The 19,070-nt window shown below is 70.2% G+C and carries 23 protein-coding genes; 15 read left to right on the forward strand and 8 right to left on the reverse strand.

Features of this window, described 5'->3' with window-relative positions; all coding sequences use genetic code 11:
• Window positions 1-7: 7 nt before the first annotated feature.
• Both G4D86_RS38990 and thiS read right to left on the reverse strand, forming a co-directional pair.
• On the reverse strand, window positions 8-793 hold the full coding sequence (locus tag G4D86_RS38990) for a thiazole synthase (protein ID WP_163999370.1): 786 nt from the start codon (window positions 791-793) through the stop codon (window positions 8-10).
• 9 nt (window positions 794-802) lie between these two features.
• Entirely contained in the window at window positions 803-1,003 is a 201-nt protein-coding gene (gene thiS, locus G4D86_RS38995) for a sulfur carrier protein ThiS (protein WP_163999371.1), read from the reverse strand.
• Window positions 1,004-1,078: 75 nt separating this feature from the next.
• Between thiS and G4D86_RS39000 the strand changes: the two genes are divergently transcribed.
• From G4D86_RS39000 to G4D86_RS39040, 9 genes are all read left to right on the forward strand, one after another.
• Complete coding sequence (locus tag G4D86_RS39000; RefSeq protein WP_240360715.1) at window positions 1,079-1,513, forward strand: hypothetical protein; 435 nt, start codon at window positions 1,079-1,081, stop codon at window positions 1,511-1,513.
• A gap of 11 nt (window positions 1,514-1,524) precedes the next feature.
• The gene (locus G4D86_RS39005; RefSeq protein ID WP_163999372.1) at window positions 1,525-1,752 is read left to right on the forward strand and encodes a hypothetical protein; all 228 of its coding nucleotides are present in this window, start codon (window positions 1,525-1,527) and stop codon (window positions 1,750-1,752) included.
• Complete coding sequence (locus G4D86_RS39010) at window positions 1,749-2,300, forward strand: hypothetical protein (protein ID WP_163999373.1); 552 nt, start codon at window positions 1,749-1,751, stop codon at window positions 2,298-2,300. Before G4D86_RS39005 ends, G4D86_RS39010 begins: the two co-directional genes overlap by 4 nt.
• A 224-nt stretch (window positions 2,301-2,524) precedes the next feature.
• Window positions 2,525-3,115, forward strand: a complete 591-nt coding sequence (locus tag G4D86_RS39015) for a hypothetical protein (RefSeq protein ID WP_163999374.1) — start codon at window positions 2,525-2,527, stop codon at window positions 3,113-3,115.
• 200 nt (window positions 3,116-3,315) lie between these two features.
• Entirely contained in the window at window positions 3,316-4,449 is a 1,134-nt protein-coding gene (locus G4D86_RS39020) for a serine/threonine-protein kinase (protein WP_163999375.1), read from the forward strand.
• A gap of 101 nt (window positions 4,450-4,550) precedes the next feature.
• Window positions 4,551-5,555, forward strand: coding sequence for a dipeptidase (locus tag G4D86_RS39025; RefSeq protein ID WP_163999376.1), 1,005 nt, complete (start codon window positions 4,551-4,553; stop codon window positions 5,553-5,555).
• A gap of 37 nt (window positions 5,556-5,592) precedes the next feature.
• On the forward strand, window positions 5,593-5,970 hold the full coding sequence (locus G4D86_RS39030; RefSeq protein ID WP_163999377.1) for a hypothetical protein: 378 nt from the start codon (window positions 5,593-5,595) through the stop codon (window positions 5,968-5,970).
• Window positions 5,971-6,162: 192 nt separating this feature from the next.
• A complete protein-coding gene (locus tag G4D86_RS39035; RefSeq protein ID WP_163999378.1) occupies window positions 6,163-7,665 on the forward strand; it encodes a hypothetical protein in 1,503 nt (500 codons plus the stop codon).
• Entirely contained in the window at window positions 7,662-8,837 is a 1,176-nt protein-coding gene (locus tag G4D86_RS39040; RefSeq protein WP_163999379.1) for an ARPP-2 domain-containing protein, read from the forward strand. Before G4D86_RS39035 ends, G4D86_RS39040 begins: the two co-directional genes overlap by 4 nt.
• Before the next feature lie 11 nt (window positions 8,838-8,848).
• On the opposite strand, the gene G4D86_RS39045 is transcribed toward G4D86_RS39040, so the two are convergent.
• The 4 genes from G4D86_RS39045 to corA all read right to left on the reverse strand — a co-directional run bounded on the left by G4D86_RS39045 (window position 8,849) and on the right by corA (window position 11,301).
• Window positions 8,849-9,163: a carboxymuconolactone decarboxylase family protein gene (locus G4D86_RS39045; RefSeq protein WP_163999380.1), complete on the reverse strand. Its 315-nt coding sequence runs from the start codon at window positions 9,161-9,163 to the stop codon at window positions 8,849-8,851.
• A 51-nt stretch (window positions 9,164-9,214) separates the two neighbouring features.
• Window positions 9,215-9,457: a carboxymuconolactone decarboxylase family protein gene (locus tag G4D86_RS39050; RefSeq protein WP_240360722.1), complete on the reverse strand. Its 243-nt coding sequence runs from the start codon at window positions 9,455-9,457 to the stop codon at window positions 9,215-9,217.
• Window positions 9,458-9,545: 88 nt separating this feature from the next.
• Window positions 9,546-10,328 carry an alpha/beta fold hydrolase gene (locus G4D86_RS39055; protein ID WP_163999382.1) on the reverse strand — a complete coding sequence of 261 codons (783 nt, stop codon included), beginning with the start codon at window positions 10,326-10,328 and terminating at the stop codon, window positions 9,546-9,548.
• 28 nt (window positions 10,329-10,356) lie between these two features.
• Complete coding sequence (corA, locus tag G4D86_RS39060; protein ID WP_163999383.1) at window positions 10,357-11,301, reverse strand: magnesium/cobalt transporter CorA; 945 nt, start codon at window positions 11,299-11,301, stop codon at window positions 10,357-10,359.
• 82 nt (window positions 11,302-11,383) lie between these two features.
• On the opposite strand from corA, the gene G4D86_RS39065 reads away from it, so the two are divergent.
• Genes G4D86_RS39065 through G4D86_RS39075 form a run of 3 tightly spaced genes read left to right on the forward strand, consistent with a single transcriptional unit; the run spans window position 11,384 to window position 14,600 of the window.
• Entirely contained in the window at window positions 11,384-12,571 is a 1,188-nt protein-coding gene (locus G4D86_RS39065; RefSeq protein WP_163999384.1) for a hypothetical protein, read from the forward strand.
• Window positions 12,571-13,392, forward strand: coding sequence for an HAD-IIB family hydrolase (locus G4D86_RS39070; protein WP_163999385.1), 822 nt, complete (start codon window positions 12,571-12,573; stop codon window positions 13,390-13,392). The genes G4D86_RS39065 and G4D86_RS39070 overlap by 1 nt, the downstream gene beginning before the upstream one ends.
• Window positions 13,393-13,403: 11 nt before the next feature.
• Window positions 13,404-14,600: a class I SAM-dependent rRNA methyltransferase gene (locus G4D86_RS39075; protein ID WP_163999386.1), complete on the forward strand. Its 1,197-nt coding sequence runs from the start codon at window positions 13,404-13,406 to the stop codon at window positions 14,598-14,600.
• A gap of 69 nt (window positions 14,601-14,669) precedes the next feature.
• Here the strand turns inward: G4D86_RS39075 and G4D86_RS39080 are convergent, their stop codons facing one another.
• Window positions 14,670-15,098 carry a hypothetical protein gene (locus G4D86_RS39080; RefSeq protein ID WP_163999387.1) on the reverse strand — a complete coding sequence of 143 codons (429 nt, stop codon included), beginning with the start codon at window positions 15,096-15,098 and terminating at the stop codon, window positions 14,670-14,672.
• Window positions 15,099-15,123: 25 nt separating this feature from the next.
• On the reverse strand, window positions 15,124-16,074 hold the full coding sequence (locus G4D86_RS39085) for a hypothetical protein (protein WP_163999388.1): 951 nt from the start codon (window positions 16,072-16,074) through the stop codon (window positions 15,124-15,126).
• Between the two features lie 168 nt (window positions 16,075-16,242).
• On the opposite strand from G4D86_RS39085, the gene G4D86_RS39090 reads away from it, so the two are divergent.
• The 3 genes from G4D86_RS39090 (at window position 16,243) to G4D86_RS39100 (ending at window position 19,051) form a co-directional block, all read left to right on the forward strand.
• Entirely contained in the window at window positions 16,243-16,875 is a 633-nt protein-coding gene (locus G4D86_RS39090; protein WP_163999389.1) for an alpha/beta hydrolase, read from the forward strand.
• 161 nt (window positions 16,876-17,036) lie between these two features.
• The gene (locus G4D86_RS39095; protein ID WP_163999390.1) at window positions 17,037-18,839 is read left to right on the forward strand and encodes a S8 family serine peptidase; all 1,803 of its coding nucleotides are present in this window, start codon (window positions 17,037-17,039) and stop codon (window positions 18,837-18,839) included.
• A complete protein-coding gene (locus G4D86_RS39100) occupies window positions 18,836-19,051 on the forward strand; it encodes a DUF5818 domain-containing protein (protein WP_163999391.1) in 216 nt (71 codons plus the stop codon). Before G4D86_RS39095 ends, G4D86_RS39100 begins: the two co-directional genes overlap by 4 nt.
• The last annotated feature ends 19 nt before the right edge of the window (window positions 19,052-19,070 follow it).

The following is a 19,070-nucleotide window of genomic DNA, read 5'->3' on the forward strand; positions in this document are numbered from 1 at the left end:
CCCAGGCCTACTGGTGGTGGATGCCGTCGAGGGGACTGGACGCGGAGCCGTAGGCCTTCCGGGGGATGCGGCCGGCGAGGTACGCGTCGCGGCCCGCCTCCACGGCCTTCTTCATGGCCACCGCCATGCGCACCGGGTCCTTCGCCCCGGCGATGGCTGTGTTCATCAGGATGGCGTCCACGCCCAGTTCCATGGCGATGGCCGCGTCCGACGCCGTGCCCACGCCCGCGTCGACGATGACGGGGACCTTCACCGTCTCCATGATGAGGCGGATGTTGTGCGGGTTGCGGATGCCCAGCCCGCTGCCGATGGGGGCGGCCAGCGGCATCACCGCCGCGCAGCCCGCGTCCTCCAGCTTGCGCGCCGTAATCGGGTCGTCGCTGGTGTACGGCAGCACGGTGAAGCCTTCCTTCACCAGGATGCGCGCCGCCTTCACCGTCTCCTCGACGTCCGGGTAGAGCGTCTTCTCGTCGCCGAGCACCTCGAGCTTCACCCACTTGCTCATGCCCAGCTCCTCGGCGAGCCGGCAGGTGCGCACCGCGTCGTCCGCCGTGTAGCAGAGCGCGGTGTTGGGGAGCAGGCGCAGGCGGTTGCGGTCAATCCAGCTCATCAGCGACGCGTCGCCCGTGGCCTTCAAATCCAGCCGGCGCACGGCCACCGTCACCATCTCCGTGCCGGACTGCTCGTGGCACTGCTTCATGATGTCGTGGCTGGGGTACTTCCCCGTGCCGAGGATGAGACGCGAGCCGAAGGTGACACCCGCGAGGGTGAAGGGCTTGTCCTGGATGCTCATGGAAGTCTCCTAGCCGCCGCCGACGAAGGTGACGATTTCGACACGGTCTCCCGCCTGGAGGTGATGCTCGGGATGGCGGGCGCGGCGCACCACCTCCGCGTTCACCTCCACGGCCACACCGGGACCGCCCACCTGGAGCGACTCCAGCAGCGCCGTGAGGGTGGTGCCCTCCGGCACTTCGCGTGTCTCTCCGTTGACCCAGACCTGCACGGCGTCACGGCTCCTTGCGACGGGGACCTGGGCACGGACTACAGGGGGGCCTCCACGCTGTCAACGCGCTCTCTCATGGACGTGTTCGCCCGCGTCACGCCTATACTCGGCGTCATGCTCATGGCTCCCAGCAGGCTCGTCGCCTCCGTGCTGCTGTTGACGCTCGCCGTGCCTGCCAGCGCCGCCCGAGCCGCCGAGCCCGCCGCGGTGGACGCGCCGGTGCGTGCGCCCACGCCCGTCCTTCATGGCCACCGGTATGCCTTCGTGGCGGGGGGCGTGCTGGCGCTGGGCGGGCTGGGGCTGGGCTTCTTCGCGCAGGGAGAGGCCCGGCGGGCCCAGAGCCTGGAGTCCGCTCACGACGCGCGCGTCACGCTCGACAGAGCGCGCACCGCCGCGGCCTCCGCCAACCTCCTCTACGCCACCGCGGGCGCCGCCGTCCTGTACGGGCTGGTGCTGGAGCTGCTCCCCCAGCCGGCCGCCGAAGCGGCGAGCCTCACCTACCACTTCTGACCGAGCCCTCCTTGGCTGCCCGCCTTCCTCCTCGACTGCTCGTTCTCGCCACCACGCTGGTCGCCACCGCCTGCTCCATCGACGTGGACGAGGTCGCCGACCGGCAATGCGCGGACGACACCGGCTGCCCCGAGCTCTACCGGTGCGTGGACGGCTCGGAAGGGAAGGGGCGCTGCGAGGTCATCTACCCGCCGTCGTCCACGTCGGATGCCGGCGTGGACGCCGGAGCCACGCCATGAAGAGACTCCTCGCGAGCGCGTCGCTGTCCCTCTGCGCGGCCCTGGCCTGCACCATCGACGTGGCGGACTTCACCGGCAAGAAGTGCGAGGCCGCGTGGGACTGCCCGGGCACGCACTCCTGTGTCGCGGTGCGGCCGGGTGAGGGGCGCACCTGCGAGGTGCTGGGCCTGCCGGGACTTTCCGACGGCGGCGAGGAGGACGCGGGGCCGGTGCCCACGTGGTGCGCGGACATCCAGCCCATCATGGCCGCCAGTTGCGTCAGCTCGTGCCACGGCGCGGACACGCGCGACAGCAACCAGACCTCGTTCCGGCTGGACTACTACGCGCCAGACGCGGGCGGGCTCCCGGGCGCGCAGGCGAAGGCGGAGCGCATCCGGCAGCGGGCTTCGGTGACCCAGGACATGCCGCCGTCTCCCAGCACCGTGCCCCTTCCCACGGCGGAGCAGCGCGCGCTCATCGCCCGCTGGGCGGCGGGCGGCGCTCCGCTGTGCTTCGACGGTGGGGTTGACGCGGGCGTGCCGGACGGCGGCGCCGACGGCGGTTCCTGACGCATGGTGGGAACTCGCGTTCCCACCCGCCGTGTGACTGCCGACATTGTTCCTTCGGAAGCGGCCGGGCGGCCGGGCGCCGAGTGGCCCGGAGGCTTCCCCTGTGTCCGTGAATCGCCAGCGGCAAGCCCTGTGCAAGGAGGGGAACGACGCTCACTTTCTGCCCAACGCCGGAGGACATGGTCCCCGGCTCCATGGGAACTCCAAGGGAAAGGGAACGAACTATGCGCAAGCTCATGATGGCGGTCACCGCGGTGGCGGGTCTGGCGATGGTTTCTGGTTGCAAGCGTGACAACGTCGAGTCCGAGCGTCGCGACGTTGCCGAGGCCCAGCAGGAGGCCGCGAAGGAAACGGCCGAGGCCCGCCAGGAGGAGTCGCGGGACATCGCTGGCGCGCGGCAGGACGCGAATGAGGAAGTCGCCGACGCGCAGAAGGACGTCCGCGAGGAGCAGCAGGACCTCGCCGAGGCCCAGGCCAACCGTCAGGAGGACCTGAACGAGGACGCGCGTGAGCGTCAGGAAGACGTGGCGCAGGGCGGCTCCGGCATGGCCGGCACGTCCGCCGCGGCGGCCGCCAACGTCCAGGGCCGCGTGCTCTCCACGAGCGGTGACTCGCTCACCCTGGTGGACACCACGAACAACAAGCAGCTCAAGCTGAAGACGAACGACCAGACGCGCATCCTGCAGAACAACGTGCCGGTGAAGCTGGACGACATCACCGAGGGTACCCAGGTCCGCGCCTCCTACGTCATGGACGGCAAGGACATGGTGGCCCGTGAGCTGACCGTCACGAAGCCGGTGCAGAAGAAGCAGTAGCACCACGCAAGGCGCAGTGGCCGGTCCGTTTCCTCACGGGCCGGCTCGGACGGCTCCCGCTCCGGCGGGGGCCGTTCCCTTTTATTCGCGAATCCGTGTTGGGAGGTTGGGAGGGTGTGTCGGACGTGGGTGGTAGGAGGAACCCGTGAGGTATTCTCACGCCTTCCCAACCCAGGGGAGGACTTCCTGCCCAGGAGCCTATGACCACCCATCACCCCGAGCACCCGTCTTCCAAGCCCTTCATCCTCTTCACCACCGGGGCCACTTCCTATGAGCTGGTCCGCTTCCTCGGCCCCCGGGGCCCGGGGGAGATGCTGCTCGCGCGCCGGCACTACGCGGACACGCCCGGTGACCTCGTGGTCGTCAAGCGGCTGCAGGACGCGGGGGACACCCACGGGCGCGCGCGCCTGCGGGAAGAGGTGAAGCTGCTGATGCAGCTCAGCCATCCCGCCATTGCCCAGGTGTTCCTGGTGCGCGTCCATGAGGGCTCGCCCCACCTCGTCATGGAGTACGTGGAGGGCCACAGCCTGGAGACGCTCACCAGCTTCGCGGCGCTGCGGCGGCGGCCCTTCTCGGAGGCCTTCGGCGCCTACGTGGGCGCGGAGGTCGCGGACGCGCTGCACCACGCCCACTCCCTGGAGGACGCGCGGGGCCAGCCGCTGGGCATCGTCCACCGGGACGTGTCCCCGCGCACGCTGCGGCTGGACGTGCACGGCCGGGTGAAGCTGGCGGACTTCGCCATGGCGTGGGCGAAGCTGCCGGGGCGCGTGGGCACGGAGGGCCACGTCGTCCGGGGGGACCTGGCGTATGCCTCCCCGGAGGCGCTCGCGCGCCAGCCCCTGGATGGGCGCTCGGACCTGTTCTCCCTGGGCGTGGTGCTGCTGGAGCTGCTCACCGGGCTGCACCTGCTGGATTTGGAGGACGTGGAGCGCGCGGCGCTGGCGGCGGGGCCCGTCCCGGAGGCGGAGGCGCTCCTCGCGGAGGTGCCCAGCTGGCTGCCGGCGCCCATGATGGCCGCGCGCATGGCGTGCCTCGCCCCGGAGCACGTGGAGCGCGCCACGCGGGGACTGTCCGGCCCCATGCGCTCCATCCTCGCGCGGCTCTTGCGGCGTGAGCCGGCGGAGCGCTTCCAGTCCGGCCTGGAGCTGCGGGACGCGCTGCGCGGCGTGCTGGGCGGGCTGGGCTACAGCTACGGCCCCCGTGAGGCGGAGCGCGAGGGCGCCCAGGTGCGCCGTGACGCCCGCTCCCGGCGCAGGTCCGCGGACGTGCTGCGGTGGGACGACTCCGCGCGGCCGGACTCCAGCCGGCGGGCGGACTCCCCGCGCGACGCGTGAGCGGGCGGTGGGCAGGCCCGGGGCCCTCGGGCCTGTCGGGCACGGGCACCCGCACGCGGGTGGTGCTTGTCACGCGCGCCCGGCCGGGCAGACTGCCGTGCATGGGTGACGTGACTGAGCTCCACCAGCGCTGGTGCATCGCGGACGGGCATGCGGATTCCCTGATGTGGAACCGTGACTTGACGGCCCGCTCCGAGGAAGGGCACGTGGACTTCCCCCGCCTGCGGGAGGCGGGGGTGAAGCTGCAGTGCTTCACCATCGTCACCCGGGGCTTCCCCTTCATCGGCGGCTTCCCCGTGTTCGCCGCGTGGCGGGGGTGGCCTCGCGAGGCGCGCGCGAGCGAGTGGACGCGGGCGCTCTGGCAGATTGAGCGCATGGAGGAGTTCTGCCGTCGCTCCGGGGACGCGGCGCGCATCACCACCACCGGGGCCGCGCTGGAGGACAACCTCGCGCACGGGCGGCTGTCCGCGGTGCTGGGCGTGGAGGGCGGGCACGCCATTGAAGGGAAGGTGGAGCGGCTGGCGGAGCTGCACCGGCTCGGGGTTCGCTTCATGGGGCTCACCCACCTGTCCAACAACGACTTGGGCGGCTCCTCGTTCCCGATGATGGGCAACCGGGGGCTGACGCCGCTGGGCCGCGAGGTGATGGAGGAGATGGCGCGGCTGGGGCTGAGCGTGGACGTGGCGCATGCCTCGGAGAGCACGCTCGAGGACCTCTTCGCTCACCCCACGGTGCGGTACTTCTGTTCGCACACGGGCGTGCGGGCGGCGGGGGGCGGCTGGCGCAACCTCTCCGACGCGGCCCTGCGGCGCATCGCGGACCGGGGTGGGGTGGTGGGCATCATCTTCGCCCCCGTGTACCTGGGCGGCGACTCGGTGGCCGACGTGGTCCGCCACATCGAGCACGCGGTGGACGTCATGGGCGTGGAGGGCGTGGGGCTGGGCTCCGACTACGACGGCATGGTGGCGCTCCCCCGGGGCATGAAGGACGTCACGGACCTGCGTCTGCTCACCGAGGCGCTACTGCAACGCCATCCAGAGTCCTGGGTGGAACGTGTCGCCGGTGGAAACTTCCGCCGTTTCTTCCAGGAGACACTGGGTGGTTGACCGGGAGCGGTACGCTCGAAATATTGGCCGCACGCTCATGAACCGCTCTCTCCTTGTCGCCGTGTCCGTCGTTGGCTCCCTCCTCTTCGCCGGCTGCAGCCAGGGTGCGGGAGACAGCTGTGAAGGGAGTGGTTTCATCTGTCAGGAAGACGTCCTCGCGCTGGAGTGCCGCAGCGGCACCTGGCGCGAGGTGCCCTGCCGCGGCCCGCTGGGCTGCCGCGAGACGGATGACGCCGTCCGCTGCGACACGTCCAACAACCGGGCCGGCGACGCCTGCGCCTCCAGCGCCGAGGGCAAGGGAGTGTGCCGCTCGGACGGCCTGGCCGTCCTCGAGTGCCGCCAGGGCGTGCTGGAGGAGACGTCCACCTGCTCCTCGTGCAAGGTCGAAGGTGACGAGGTCACCTGCCAGCCCTGAGCCTCGCAGCCCGAGCGGGTCCGGGCCGTCAGGATTCTCCAGCCGTGGCGTGTGGTAGCGTGGGAGTGCCGCTCGCGGGACTCCGATGCGACTTCCGATTCAAGCCTTTGGAGCCTGACACGCTGGTCGTATCCCTCTTCCCCGAGCGGCGCTTCCATCCCAGCCCCGGAGCCCGGGGAGGAAGTGCGAACGATGGCCGCGGTGATGGAAGTCCGCAGCGAACAGGTCGCCCGCGAGGACCTGGTGATGTTCGTCAACGCGTGCTTCTCCTGCACCGGACAGCGGGAGTTCTACGGCGACGCGCGCGGCCAGTCCGTCTCCATCGAGTTCCTGCACCAGTACATCCTGGGCAACTACCGCCGCCTCTACGCGCGTACGCTCGCGGCCGGCATCAACCACTTCAACCAGGCGCAGATCGTCCTCAACCTGCTGGCCAGCGGCAGTCCCGCTGCGCCGGAGGACCGCGAGGAGGAGGGCGCCCTCATCGCCGCCACCCTTCGCGCGCTGCCCCCGCCGCGCGCCTTTCGCGTGCTGGAGTCCCTGCGCGCGCGGCGCATCAACAACCGCCGGGCCCGCGCCATCGTCCGTGAGTACCTGGAGGGCCGCGCCGACCTGGCCTTCGACGCGGTGAAGTACCGCTCCAAGCTGCGCGCGGCGGTGGTGCACGGGCACGTGAAGCTCCCCGGCGAGCTGGGCCCCTTCCTCATCCACGGCTGGAAGAAGCGCACGTACACCCAGCCCTTGCTGGAGGCCTTCCGCCAGGCCCACTACACGCAGGACGCCGTCTATGCGCTGCCGTACACGGTGGCGGAGGGACTGGCCGCGAAGCACGGCATCCCCCGGGATGTGTTCCTCCAGCGCATCGAACCGCGCCTCACCCCGGCGGAGCGCCTGCGCCTCCAGGAGTCCGCGGCGCGTGATGGAGGCAAGGCACCCGCGGTGGACCTGGAGCGGGCCCCGCTGACGAAGCTGGCCCTCTACATCCTGTCGCTGAAGCAGGAGGAGCGGCGGACGCGGCGCGACGCGCTGCACACCGCGCTGGAGCGAGCGGCGGCGCGTGTGCTGGGCCGGGCGCCCGTCTCGCTGGGCCGGGTGGCCGCGGTGCTGGACAGCAGCTACTCCTCCTCCGGCTCGCTGGAGAAGCGCCGCCGGCCGCTGGGCGTGGCGTTGGCCGCGCACTACCTGCTGTCCGCCGCGTCGCGCGACTACCGCGCCTTCTGGACGTGCCCGGTGGAGGACGTGGTGCAGGTCCAGGCACGAGGGCAGACGGACATCACCACGCCGCTGTTGGAGGCGCTGGCGTGGGGCGCGGAGCTGGTGGTCATCGTCTCCGACGGCTACGACAACGACCCGCCGAAGGCCGTGGCCGAGCTGACGCGCGTCTACCGCGCGAAGCTGGACCCGGCGCGCCGCACGGCGCTGGTGCACGTCAACCCGGTGTTCGACGCTGAGGAGTACGCACCGCGCTCCTTTGGCACGGCTGTGCCCACCGTGGGCGTTCGCGACGCGGAGGACCTGCCCACCGTGCTGGGCTTCGCGCGCTTCGCCGAGGGCACAGCCCCGCTGTCGGAGCTGGAGGGCTACCTGTCCGCACGCGTGCGGGGACTGCGGGAGCGCGATGCCCGCAGGCGGCAGCGAGACGCCGCCGTCGCAGCCCCGGTGGAACCGGTCGTGGCAGAGGAGGGCGAGGGATGAGGGACGCGCGACTGCTCGCGAAGCTGGAGCCCGCCGGGCTGCGGCTGGCGCCCTCCCAGGTGTGGGGAGGCATCCGGCTGGTGCCCGTGCTGCGGGACTCGGTGCGGGATGACCTTCGCTTCAACCGCCGGACCTATGACGACCACCTCACCGTCGTCTCGCTGGAGGGCGAGCTGAAGGCGCCCGGCCTCAAGTACTGCACGTACGTCCCGCACGGGCTGGTGGTGACGTGGGGCCAGCGCCAGGCGGATGCCGTCCAGGGCACGCAGCTCCAGGCGCCCGACGGGAAGCGCGTGAAGGTGGGCCCCTTCTCCGTCCGGCTCCTGCACCGCATGGTGCACCGCGAGGACCGCAACCAGCTCCGCATGCTGCCGCTGCACCTGGCCATGGAGGGCTTCCTGGCCCTGCACTTCGGCGGGCCGGACGTGGCGTGGACGGAGTACTCCCGCGAGGCGCTGTCCCACGGACTGAGCCCCCGCATCGAGAGCGCGGTGCCCGGCTGGGCCAGCTCCGCGCTGGACGGCGCGCTGCGCACCTTCGAGGTCCACGAGCGGCAGGTGGGCCTGCTCCTCTTCAACGCTGACGTGCTCCTGTCCGCCTTCGTCGTCTCGCACCCGGACGACTACCGCGTGCTGCACCGCACGCTGCTGGAGGACTTCTACGGCGAGCTGCTCCTCCAGTACGGCTTCCTCGGCGCGGCGCCCGAGCTCGGGCTGTCCCTGGACGACGCGCGCATCTCCAGCCTGGATGACTTGCGCGCGGCGGTGACGCGCATGCGCGATGACTGGGCGGACTTCCACGCCTTCATGGCGGGCGGCCTCTTCGGTACGGACGTGACGTCCGAGCGCATCTACGAGGCCGGGCCGTTCCTCCTGCAGCGCTTCCACACCAGTCTCAAGCCCTCGGAGGAGAACCACCTGGGCGAGGCCATCGTCCGCGACGACGGCACGCTGGAGTACCTCAAGACGTACCGCCTCTCCGCGGCCCAGACGCGGCGGGCGTACCTGCTCCAGCAGCTGGCCCTGTCCGGCTGGAAGCTGGAGGGCGCCGCCGAGCGCTTCAACACCACCCGGGACGACCTGGTCCTCCGCCTGCGCAACGCGGGCTTCGGCTACCTCCTCAAGGAGCACGTCCTCGAGGAGGCCACCCGCCGCGCCCGGCGCGGACGCTGAAGTCCCGCGCGCTACTTCTTCGGCGGAGTCAGGGGCGAGTCGACGTACCCGCCCTGCGCCAGCCGCTGCGCGTTGCGGTGATACATCTCCGCGGGCATCCCCTGGACACCGGTGCCGTCAATCCAGCGGTTGTAGAAGTTGAACAACGCGCACACCGAGATGGCGTCGTAGATGGCCTCGTCCGTCCAGCCCACCGCCTTCAACGCGTCGATGTCCTCCTGGCGAACCTGCGCTGATTGGAGATTGAGCCTGTCCACGAAGGCGAACAGCGCCTTCTCGGCGTCGGAGATGGGCGCCGAGCCCACGTCCTCCAGCACCGCCTTCACCACATCCGTGCTGCCCAGCAGTTCCGCCGCGACCGCGGCGTGAGAGCCCGTTCAAAACAAACATTCGTTGCCGCGCGAGGTGTACGCGGCAATGAGCTCCCGGAGGCCCGCTGACAGGGGAGAGGGGCCGCGCATCACCTCCTGGGTGAAGACGGAGAGTGCCTCCGTCATCCGCGGCTTGAAGGCGAACAGGTGCCAGATCTGCGGGACGGGTGCGCCCGCCTCACGCATCTTCCGGATGAGCCGGCCGTAGTGGCCGTCCGACTCGTGCGTCTCCACGTCCTTCAGGTACATGCGCTCCACTCTCACACTCCCGCGCGGAAGAGGCCCACTTCGTGCGGGATGCTCGCACGCCGGGTGGACCCGCCGCCAGTGCGAGCCTTCAGAGCGAAGAGAGGAATGCGTCCAGGACCGCGTTGAAGCGCTCGGGCTGCTCCTGGTTGGGCAGGTGCGCGGCGCCGGGGATGACTTCCAGCTTCGCGCCGGTGATGAGGTCCGCCATCGCCATCGCCTTCTCCGGCGGGGTGATGGCGTCATGCTCGCCCACCACCACCAGCGCGGGGCCCGCGTAGCGCGCCAGCATGTCCTTGCTGTCCGGCCGCAGCGCCATGCCCCGCTGCGCGGCGGCGAGCCCCTCGCGAGACGCCGTGCGCATCAGCGCCGCCACCTCGCGCCCTACCGGAGAGTCCGGCCCCGCGGCGACCAGCTTCGGCAGCAGGGACTGGATGAGCGGGTCCGCGCCCTTCTCCAGCGCCTCCTGCGCGGAGGCCTCGCGGCGCGCCTTGCCGGCCTCGTCATCCGGCGTGGCCTGCGTGTCCACCAGCACCAGCCCGCCCACCCGGCCCGCGTCCTCGCGCAGCAGCGCCATGGCCGCGTAACCGCCCATGGACACGCCGCCCACCACCACGGTGTCCAGCTTCAGCGAGTCCAATAGCGACAGTGCGTCCCGCGCGATGCGAGACATCTCCGTGGGGCCGTCCCCCAGCTTGCTCTGCCCGAAGCCCCGGTGGTCCGGGATGATGAAGCGGTAGCGCCCCGACAGCGCCTTCACCTGCTTGTCGAACGCATCACCGCTGAGCGGGAAGGCGTGCAGCAGCAGGACGGGCCGCCCCTGGCCCACGTCCCGGTAGTGCAGGGGGATTCCGTCGACGGTCACCGTCAGCATGCGCTTCCTCCGTGAAACGTCGGAGACGTCAGAGCCACTGCTTGTGCCTGAACCACAGGATGAGCGCCACCGGGAACCCGATGAGCATCGCCCACATGGCGTAATACCAACCGCGCGAGGTGATCTGCTCGAAGTTCTGCCCGAAGAACCCGACGATGAAGGACAGGGGCAGGAAGAGGGTGGCGAAGATGGTGAGCTGCTTGGAGATGTCGTTCGTCTTGTTGGCCACCATGGAGAGGTAGCCGTCCATCACGTTGCCCACGATGTCCCGGCCCGCGTCGATCTGCTCGTACAACCGCACCAGGTGGTCGTACACGTCGCGGAAGTAGAGCGTCGTCCGGTCATGGATGTTGGGCAGGCCCCGGCGCGACAACAGCCCCACCACGTCTCGCTGGGGCGACAGCACCCGGCGCACCGTCACCAGCATCCGCTTCATTTCGAAGATGCGTTGCAGGTGTGACTTCTCTACATTTTCGAAGATGGCGACCTCCAGGTCCTCCAGCTCGTCGCTGAACGTGTCCAGGATGGGGAACTGCGCATCCACCAGCCCGTCCGCCAGCATGTAGAGGACGAAGTCCGTGCCCCGCTCCAGCGTCGCCTTCGGGTCGTCCAGCACGCGCTTTCTCACCGCTTCCAGCCCGGCGAAGGGGAACTCGTGGACGCTGATGAGCCAGTCGTGAGACAGGAAGAAGTGGTGCTCGTGCAGCGTCAAGTCACACACGTCCTTGCTGTCCACGGAGAAGCCTTGGAGGACGATGAACTGGTGGTTGGGGTATTCCTCCAGCTTGGGTCGCTGGTCCAGGTGGAGGCAGTCCTCCACGGCCAGCTTGTGCAGGCCGAAGCGCTCCGCCAGCCGGCCCATGATTTCCTCGGTCGGCTTCTGCACGTCGATCCACTTCCGGCCGTCCTGGGAGAGGAGCTCCTCCCCTCCGGTGACAAGCTGACCGTCCTTCATCAGACAGACCTGAATCATCCCGTAGCGCTCCCGAATCAGCGGCCGTGCCTGAAGGCGAGTGCTAGAACTCCCCCGCGCCGAAGTCGAGCGCTAGTAGAGTGTGTGTCCCGTGTCCGAAGCCGCTGAAAATGCCCCGGCCTCCCTGTCCCCGAGGCTCGAAGAAATCCTCAAGTCCGTCCCCGACCGTGCGTTCGCCGGCCGCCTGCGCAAGGTGTATGCCGCCGCGGCCCAGGCCATCGCCCGGCTGAGCGACATGGACCTGGTGAAGTACGAGACGCCCGTCGTGGACTCGTCCCCGGACCTGTCGCTGTGGGAGGAGATGGCGCCCGTCATCCGCGACACGGTGATGGACGTCAACGCGCTGCTCAACGTCATCCGCGAGCAGTTCCCCGTGCAGCCGCTGGGCGGCATCGCCGACACCGTGAGCCGCGCGGCGGACGAGGTCGGCAAGGGACCGGGCGGCGTGGACGACCCCGCCAGCCTGCTCCGGGAGGCGATGAGCCAGATTGCGCAGGGCGTCACCCAGCTCGGTGAGGCGATGCGCAACCCGGCCGTGGTGAGCGACCGGTGGACGCTGCTGTCGGAAATCCAGCGCTTCCGCGCCCGCTTCCGCGAGCAGATGAGCAACCTCGTCTACGAGTCGGTGAGCACCTTCGGAGAGGTGACGCGGGCGCAGGTGGTGCCCGGGTACGAAGCCGAGGTGAAGGCCGCGGTGACGGTGCGCGCGATTACCTCCGACCTGGCCCGCATCATCTCCGCGCGGCTCAAGAAGGTCCGCGAGGCCGAGCCCGAGGACGTGCAGTGGAACGCGCAGCAGCTCCAGACGGAGCTGGACGCCTTCGGCCGCACCGCCGCGTACCGGAACCTCCGCGCGCAGGACAAGCGCCACATCGTGGAGATGCGCGCCGAGGTGGGCCGCCTGTCCATCCTCCCCAACCCCTCCCGGCCGGAGCTGGTCGTGGTGGTGGAGCAGCTCGAGGAGTTCGTGCGCGGCCTGTCCGCCGTGAATCAGCGTCAGGTGCTCATCATCCACGACCGTGAAGTGTGGGCCTCCTGCGGCGTGCGGCTGGAGCGGGCCCTGTCGCTGGTGGGCTCGGACCCGGCCGGTGCCGCGCGCGCGCTGGCGGAAGCGGCAGGCAGCGCCCAGTCCCTCTACGGCCGGGACTCCGAGCTGGACGCCTTCCTGCGCAAGGCGCGCAAGCTGCAGATTGGCCAGCTCTCCCTGGCGGACCTGCGCGCCACCATCGAGTCCTTCCAGGGGCTCCTGGCCCAGCTGGACGTGATGTGATGGCGGCGTCCAGCAAGGTGGCCACGCCGCGCCCGCTGCGCGAGGCGGACCTGTCCCGCGTGGAGGGAATCTTCACGGACGTGGACGGCACGCTCACCACGGGGCACAAGCTGCGCTCGGACACGGTGCGGGCGCTCGAGCGCCTGTCCGCCGCCGGGCTGCACGTGGTGCTGGTGAGCGGCCGGCCGGCGGGGTGGGGTGAGGCGTGGGCGCGGCAGCTCCCCGTGGACGGCGTCATCGTGGAGAACGGCGGCCTGTTCTTCCTGAAGGGGAAGCACGGGCGCATGCGGAAGGTGTACGCGGAGGCCCCCGCCCAGCGAGTGGCCAACCGGAAGCGGCTCCAGGCGGAGGTGGCGCGGGTGTTGAAGCAGGTCCCCGGGGCCCGGCTGTCGCTGGACAGCGCGTACACCGAGGTGGACCTCGCGGTGGACTACAACGAGGAGGCGCGCCTGGGAGAAGACGGCGCGTCTCGCATCGAGTCCCTGCTGACGGCGCGAGGGGTGACGGCGGTGCGCTCGTCGGTGCACGTCAACTGCTGGCTGGGCCGCTTCGACAAGCTGAGCGCGACGCGGCGCTTCGCGAAGGTGGCGTGGGGCGAGCGGCTGGAGCCGGCGGACGGGCGCTACGTGTACGCGGGGGATTCTTTCAACGACGCCCCGATGTTCGCAGCATTTGCACTGGGCGTGGGCGTGGCCAATGTTCGCTCCGTCCTGGACCGGATTGACGCGCCGCCGGCCTTCATCACCCGGGCGGCCGAGGGGCGGGGCTTCGAGGAGCTGGCAAGAGCCATCCTCGCCCGCCGGGCCCGCGCGGCCCTTTGAGGAGTGACACCGTGAATGTCGTGAAGCTGGAGCTGGCGCGAGGACTGGGGCGCCACCTGCGCGCGGGGCACCCGTGGGTGTTCCGCAAGGCGCTGGAGCACGTGCCGAAGATTCCGGCCGGCTGCGTGGTGGACCTGACGGAGAATGGGAAGTTCGTGGCGCGCGGGTACTACGACCCGCACTCCGCCATCGCCGTGCGCGTGCTGACGAGAGACCCACGCGAGGCGGTGGACGCGGCCTTCATCACCCGCCGGGTGCGGCAGGCACTGAACGCGCGCACGTCCCTCATCGACCTGACCGACACGGACAGCTACCGCCTGATTCACGGCGAGGGCGACGGGCTGCCGGGCGTGGTGGTGGACCTCTACGCGGGCTGGGCGGTGATGAAGCTGTACTCCGCGGGGCTCACGCCCTACCGGCCGCTTATCCTCGAGGCGCTGAAGGCGGGCGTGCCCGGACTCAAGGGCGTGCTCGGCCGCGACGAGGTGGGGCGCGACGACGTGGACGAGGACGAGGGCCGTGGCTCCGGGAAGATGCTCTACGGCCACGAGGCGCCGGAGCTCATCCCCATCCGCGAGCGCGGCGCGACGTTCATGGTGGACGCGTGGCGCGGCCAGAAGACGGGCTTCTTCCTGGACCAGAGGGAGAACCGCTACCTCATCCGGCGGCTGTCGAAGGGCCGCGACGTGCTCAACTGCTTCAGCTTCAGCGGCGGCTTCTCCGTCAACGCGGCGCTGGGCGGGGCCAAGAGCGTGTTCTCCGTGGACCTGGACCCGGACGCCATCGCGCTCGCCCGTGAGAACTTCACGCGCAACGGGCTGCCCGCGGAGAAGCACGACTTCCTGGCGGCGGATGTCTTCAAGATCATCCAGTCGTTCAAGGAAGAGGGCCGCACGTTCGACTTCATCATCCTGGACCCGCCGGCCTTCGCGAAGAGCCAGCGCGCGGTGCAGGCGGCCATCGACGGCTATGCGTCCCTCAACCGGCAGGCGCTGGGCATCCTCCGTCCGGGCGGGCTGCTGGCCACGGCGTCGTGCTCGGCGCGCGTGACGCCGGATGACTTCATGGGCGCGGTGCGCGAGGCAGGCTTCAAGTCGGGCGTGGACCTGGCGCTCGTCGAGGAGCGCTACCAGCCGCCGGACCACCCCGTGCGCCTGCAGTTCCCCGAGGGGAAGTACCTCAAGTTCTACGTGCTGCAGTCGGTGTAGCGCGGCCCGGAGACACGGGTGGCGACGAGGTCCAGCACCTCGTCGCCCTCGGGTCCGGCGCGCCGCTGGCTACTTCTTGGCGGGAATCACCTTCGCGGCGACGCGCTCGAAGACCGGGCCGCCCCAGGCGAGGCTCGCGGCCATCAGCTTGTTCATGCCGAGCTCGAACGACTGGTCCGGCGGGACGGTGCCGTACGTGCGGCTGAGGAAGAGGCTCTTGCTCTCCTTCTCGAAGTCCACCTTGCCACCGCCGGTGTCCGTGCCGGCCTTCTCCTCGGCGAGGAAGCCGTCGAGGACGCCGGGCCGGGGTGCGTCGCGGAAGCGGTAGATGAGCGCGCTGCACTTGAGCTCGCCCGACGTGGGGACGAACTCGAAGTACAGCTGCGCCTCGCCCTTGGCGAGACCACCGAACCCCTGCGGGTTGAGGCCCGGGCTCTGCTGCTCGCCCTGGGTCCGCATGAAGGCCTGTACCAGTCGCTGCGCCTCTTCGATGTTCATGAGCGCCTACATACCATGACTCGCGTTAGAAGCGGCCGGCCCGGCCCTCCTCGAAGGGCACGCGGTGCTTCAGGTACGTGTCCGCCAGCGCGTGCGCGCCGCTGAACGCGCCCTTCTCGGAGAAGTAGTGCACCTTGGCGCCGCGGCCCGCGTCGCGCAGCAGGTCCGCCGGGCTCTTGCCGCTCCCGCCGAGGCCGAAGAGGGTGGGGACGAGGTCCTTGTCGTTGACGTAGTGCACGTAGTTGGGGCCGTCCGGGTAGGTGCAGGCGGCGGCGCCGAACGTCTCCACGTTGAGGCGGCTCATCGTCTGCTCCACCTGCGGCTTGGACATCCCATCTTCGATGCGCAGCCGGCGCGCCACGTCGTTGAGCGCCCGCGAGGTGATGAGCCCGCCGTGGCTGTAGCCCATCAGGTTCACCGAGCGGCCCGCCTTCAGCTCGGAGTAGATGGTGTCCGCCAGCGTGTCGACGGCGGGGTTCTTGCCCTTGTCCAGCTTGTCCTTCACGCACTGGAGGAGGTCGGAGACCATGCCCTCGGTGGCGTTGTGGATGCCGATGGCGCGCATGCCCGACTTGTCCGCGATGGCCTGCAGCTCCGCGGACTGGCCGTTCTTGTCCGTGGAGATGCCGTTGACGTAGATGACGGTGGTCGTCGCGTTCGGGTTGTTGCGCGGCGTGACGGCGGGAATCTGGCTCAGCGGCGTGCCGGGCTCGAACGTCTGGCCCCCCGCGCCCACCAGCTTGCCGTCGTACGCCTTGTCCTTCGCGCCCGCCGGAGCGGTGAAGACGCCGGCGATGGTGTTGACCGCCTGGGCGCTCTTGCTCTCGAAGCCGTCCACCACGGTGGCGACCTTCTGGCCCACGTTGGACGCCGTGGTCTTCACCGTGTTCGCCGCCGTCTGGGCGGTATCGACAGCCTTCTGGGTGCCGGTGCCAATCTTCGTGATGAGGTTCCGGCCGCGCTCGATGAGGCTCATGCTGGGGGCTCCTGCGGGGTGCTCAGGGGTGAGGACGTGGACGTCGGTGTTCTCCATTCTCACCCGAGGACCCGGGAAGTTGCGTGGGGCTGGATGATTCAAGTGTGGGGAGATGTGCCCACGCGCCTGGGCCGGGCCGCCGCGCACCTGGAGGGTTAAGGTGGGAGCATGGTCCAGAAAGGTCAGTTCCTGGAGCGTGCCACGCTGGTTCCGGTGGGCCGCGAGGTGATGGAGGGCACCGCGCACCGGGGCACCCGCGCGCCGCCGCTGCTGGTGATTCCGCCCCGTCCGGACGAGGGCGGCGGCATGGACCACGTCATCGCGTCGGAACTGGTCTGGGCGGCGGCCAACGCGGGCTTCCCCACGCTGCGCTTCAACCACCGGGGCGTGGGCGCCAGCCAGGGCACGCGGGGCAAGGACCTGGCGCTCCTGGAGGACGCCGAGGCGGCCATGCGCATGCTGATGGAGAACGCGGGCACGTCGGCGCTGGCGGTGGCCTCGCTCCATGGCGGGGCGCAGGTGGCCCTGGCGCTCCAGGCGAAGCACCCCTCCGTGGGGGGCCTGTGCCTGGTGGCGCCCGCGGACGTGGCCCCGGACGCCCTGGGCCGGGTGGCGTGCCCGCTCCTGGTCATCCAGGGGGAGCAGGACGCCCGACTGCCCCGGGCCAGGGTATCCGCCGCTGTCGCCCAGGCGGGGGGCGATTTAGAGGTCATCGACGATGCCGGGGCGACCTTCCAGCGCAACCTCCCCCAGGTCGGACGGGCCGTGGCCGCCTGGCTGCGCCGGCTCTCCGGCGGATGACCGATGCCCGTGCAACCCCGTGGACTTCTTCACGTTTCTTTACCTCCGGGCCCTTGCACGCCGGGAGAGGGGGCGTACAGACTGTGAGTGCAGACCCAATCGTTTCGTCGTTCGTTCGTAGGGGTCTTCTGGAAGAGCCTCGTTCCTCAAGGAGTAGCCCGATGCGGATGGTGCGATGGACCCTGGGTGGCGCGGTGCTGGCCGTGACGCTGGCGACCGCGTGCGCATCTCGCTCGGATGAGCAGGCGCCGCCACCGGCGGAAGCGGAAGCCGTCGCGGCCGAAGCGCTCGAGCCCATGGACGTGGTGGATGGCGCCATCGTCGTGGACTTCAAGGACGGCACCACCAAGGCCGAGTTCGACGCCTGGGAGGCCGACTGGGGCGTGGACCTGGAGCTCAACTCCGTGGAGAGCGCCGACGAGGCCCTCACCCTGGCGGTGGGCGTGGATGACGTCGAGGGCACCCTGGCCCGCATCCGGCAGAACCCCAACGTGGAGTACGCCGAGCCGCTGATGGAGGTCCGCGCGAGCTTCACGCCGAACGACCCCAAGTACTCGGAGCAGTGGAACCTCCGGATGATCGACATGCCCAAGGCGTGGGATCGCAACCACGGCAAGGGCGTGGTGGTGGCGGTGCTCGACACCGGCATCGCCTACGAGGATTACGACGAGTTCAAGCAGGTGCCGGACCTCAAGGGCGCGAAGTTCGTGAAGGGCTACGACTTCGTGAACGACGACGAGCACGCCAACGACGACCACGGGCACGGCACGCACGTGGCGGGCACCATCGCCCAGGCCACCAACAACAAGGAAGGCGTGGCGGGCGTGGCCTTCGAGGCGACGCTGATGCCGGTGAAGGTGCTCAACCACTTCGGTGGCGGCACCACGGCGGACATCGCGGACGCCATCCGCTTCGCGGCGGACAAGGGCGCCAACGTCATCAACATGTCCCTGGGCGGCGGCGGCTACTCGCAGGTGATGGCCAGCGCGGTGGAGTACGCGCGCAAGAAGGGCGTCACCGTGGTCGCGGCGGCCGGCAACGGCGGGCGCGCGCGCGTGGAGTTCCCCGCGGCCTACCCGGGCGCGGTGGCCGTTTCCGCGGTGGGGCCGGATGGCGTGCTCGCGCCGTACTCGTCCTATGGCAAGGAACTGGACATCGCCGCGCCGGGTGGTGACAAGCGCCGCGGCGACCAGGGCGGCATCCTCCAGAACACCATCGACCCGCGCAATCCGGCGCAGTCCGTCTACGCCTCCTACCAGGGCACCAGCATGGCCACCCCGCACGTGGCCGCGGTGGCCGCGATGCTGTACGCGGCCGGCGCCAAGGGCCCGGACGAGGTGGAGAAGGCGCTGTACGCGGGCGCGAAGAAGGTCGCGGACCAGGCGTGGAGCGAGCAGTACGGCCACGGTCTGCTCAACGCGGAGGCCTCGCTGGCGTCGCTGCGCGGCGGGCTGTCCCAGTGGCCGCCGCTGTACTGGGCGCTGGCGCTGCTGGCCTTCGTGCTGCTGACGCTGCGCGGTGGCGCCCGTCCCGGCTACCTCAACGTGCTCTTCAAGCCCGCGTTCATCCTCCCGCTGCTGCTGTCCACGGTGGGTGCCTTCTTCCTGAAGAACTGGTTCGGTGGCGCGGAGGGCGCGGCGGGTGACGTGGTGAATGTGGCCTCGCTGCCCATCCCCGACTGGGAGCGCATCATCTTCGGCCGTGGCAAGACGGTGAACCCGCTGTTCTACAGCGCGCTCATCCCGCTGCTGCTCTCGCTGCCGTCCATCAAGTGGCGCGGCCTGCGCGCGGCGACGGGTGGCCTGGCGCTCGGCTTCGCGGGCTTCCTCGCGTACTCCGCGTGGGCGGGGGCTCCGGCGCTGGCGTGGATGCCCTTCACCTTCCTGGCGAAGCCGTGGCTGGGCTTCAACACCGTCCTCTGCCTCATCATCGCCCGCGCGATGCTCAAGAAGGAGGAGGCGTGAAGCTCACCGGACGCGTCGTCTTCCGTGACATCGAGACGGGCGTTTGGGTGCTGGAAGGCGACGACGGCACCACGTACCAGCTCGCGGGTGGCGACCGGAAGATCAAGAAGGACGGCCAGCGAATCGAGGCCGAGGGCCGCGTGGACAAGGACCTGCTCACCAGCGCCATGGTGGGCCCGGTGTTCCACGTCAGCTCGTACCGCTTCGTCTGACGGCGGGGCGCTGCCGCCG

Origin of the sequence: Pyxidicoccus caerfyrddinensis, assembly GCF_010894405.1 — a bacterium.
Classification (GTDB): Bacteria; Myxococcota; Myxococcia; order Myxococcales; family Myxococcaceae; genus Myxococcus; species Myxococcus caerfyrddinensis.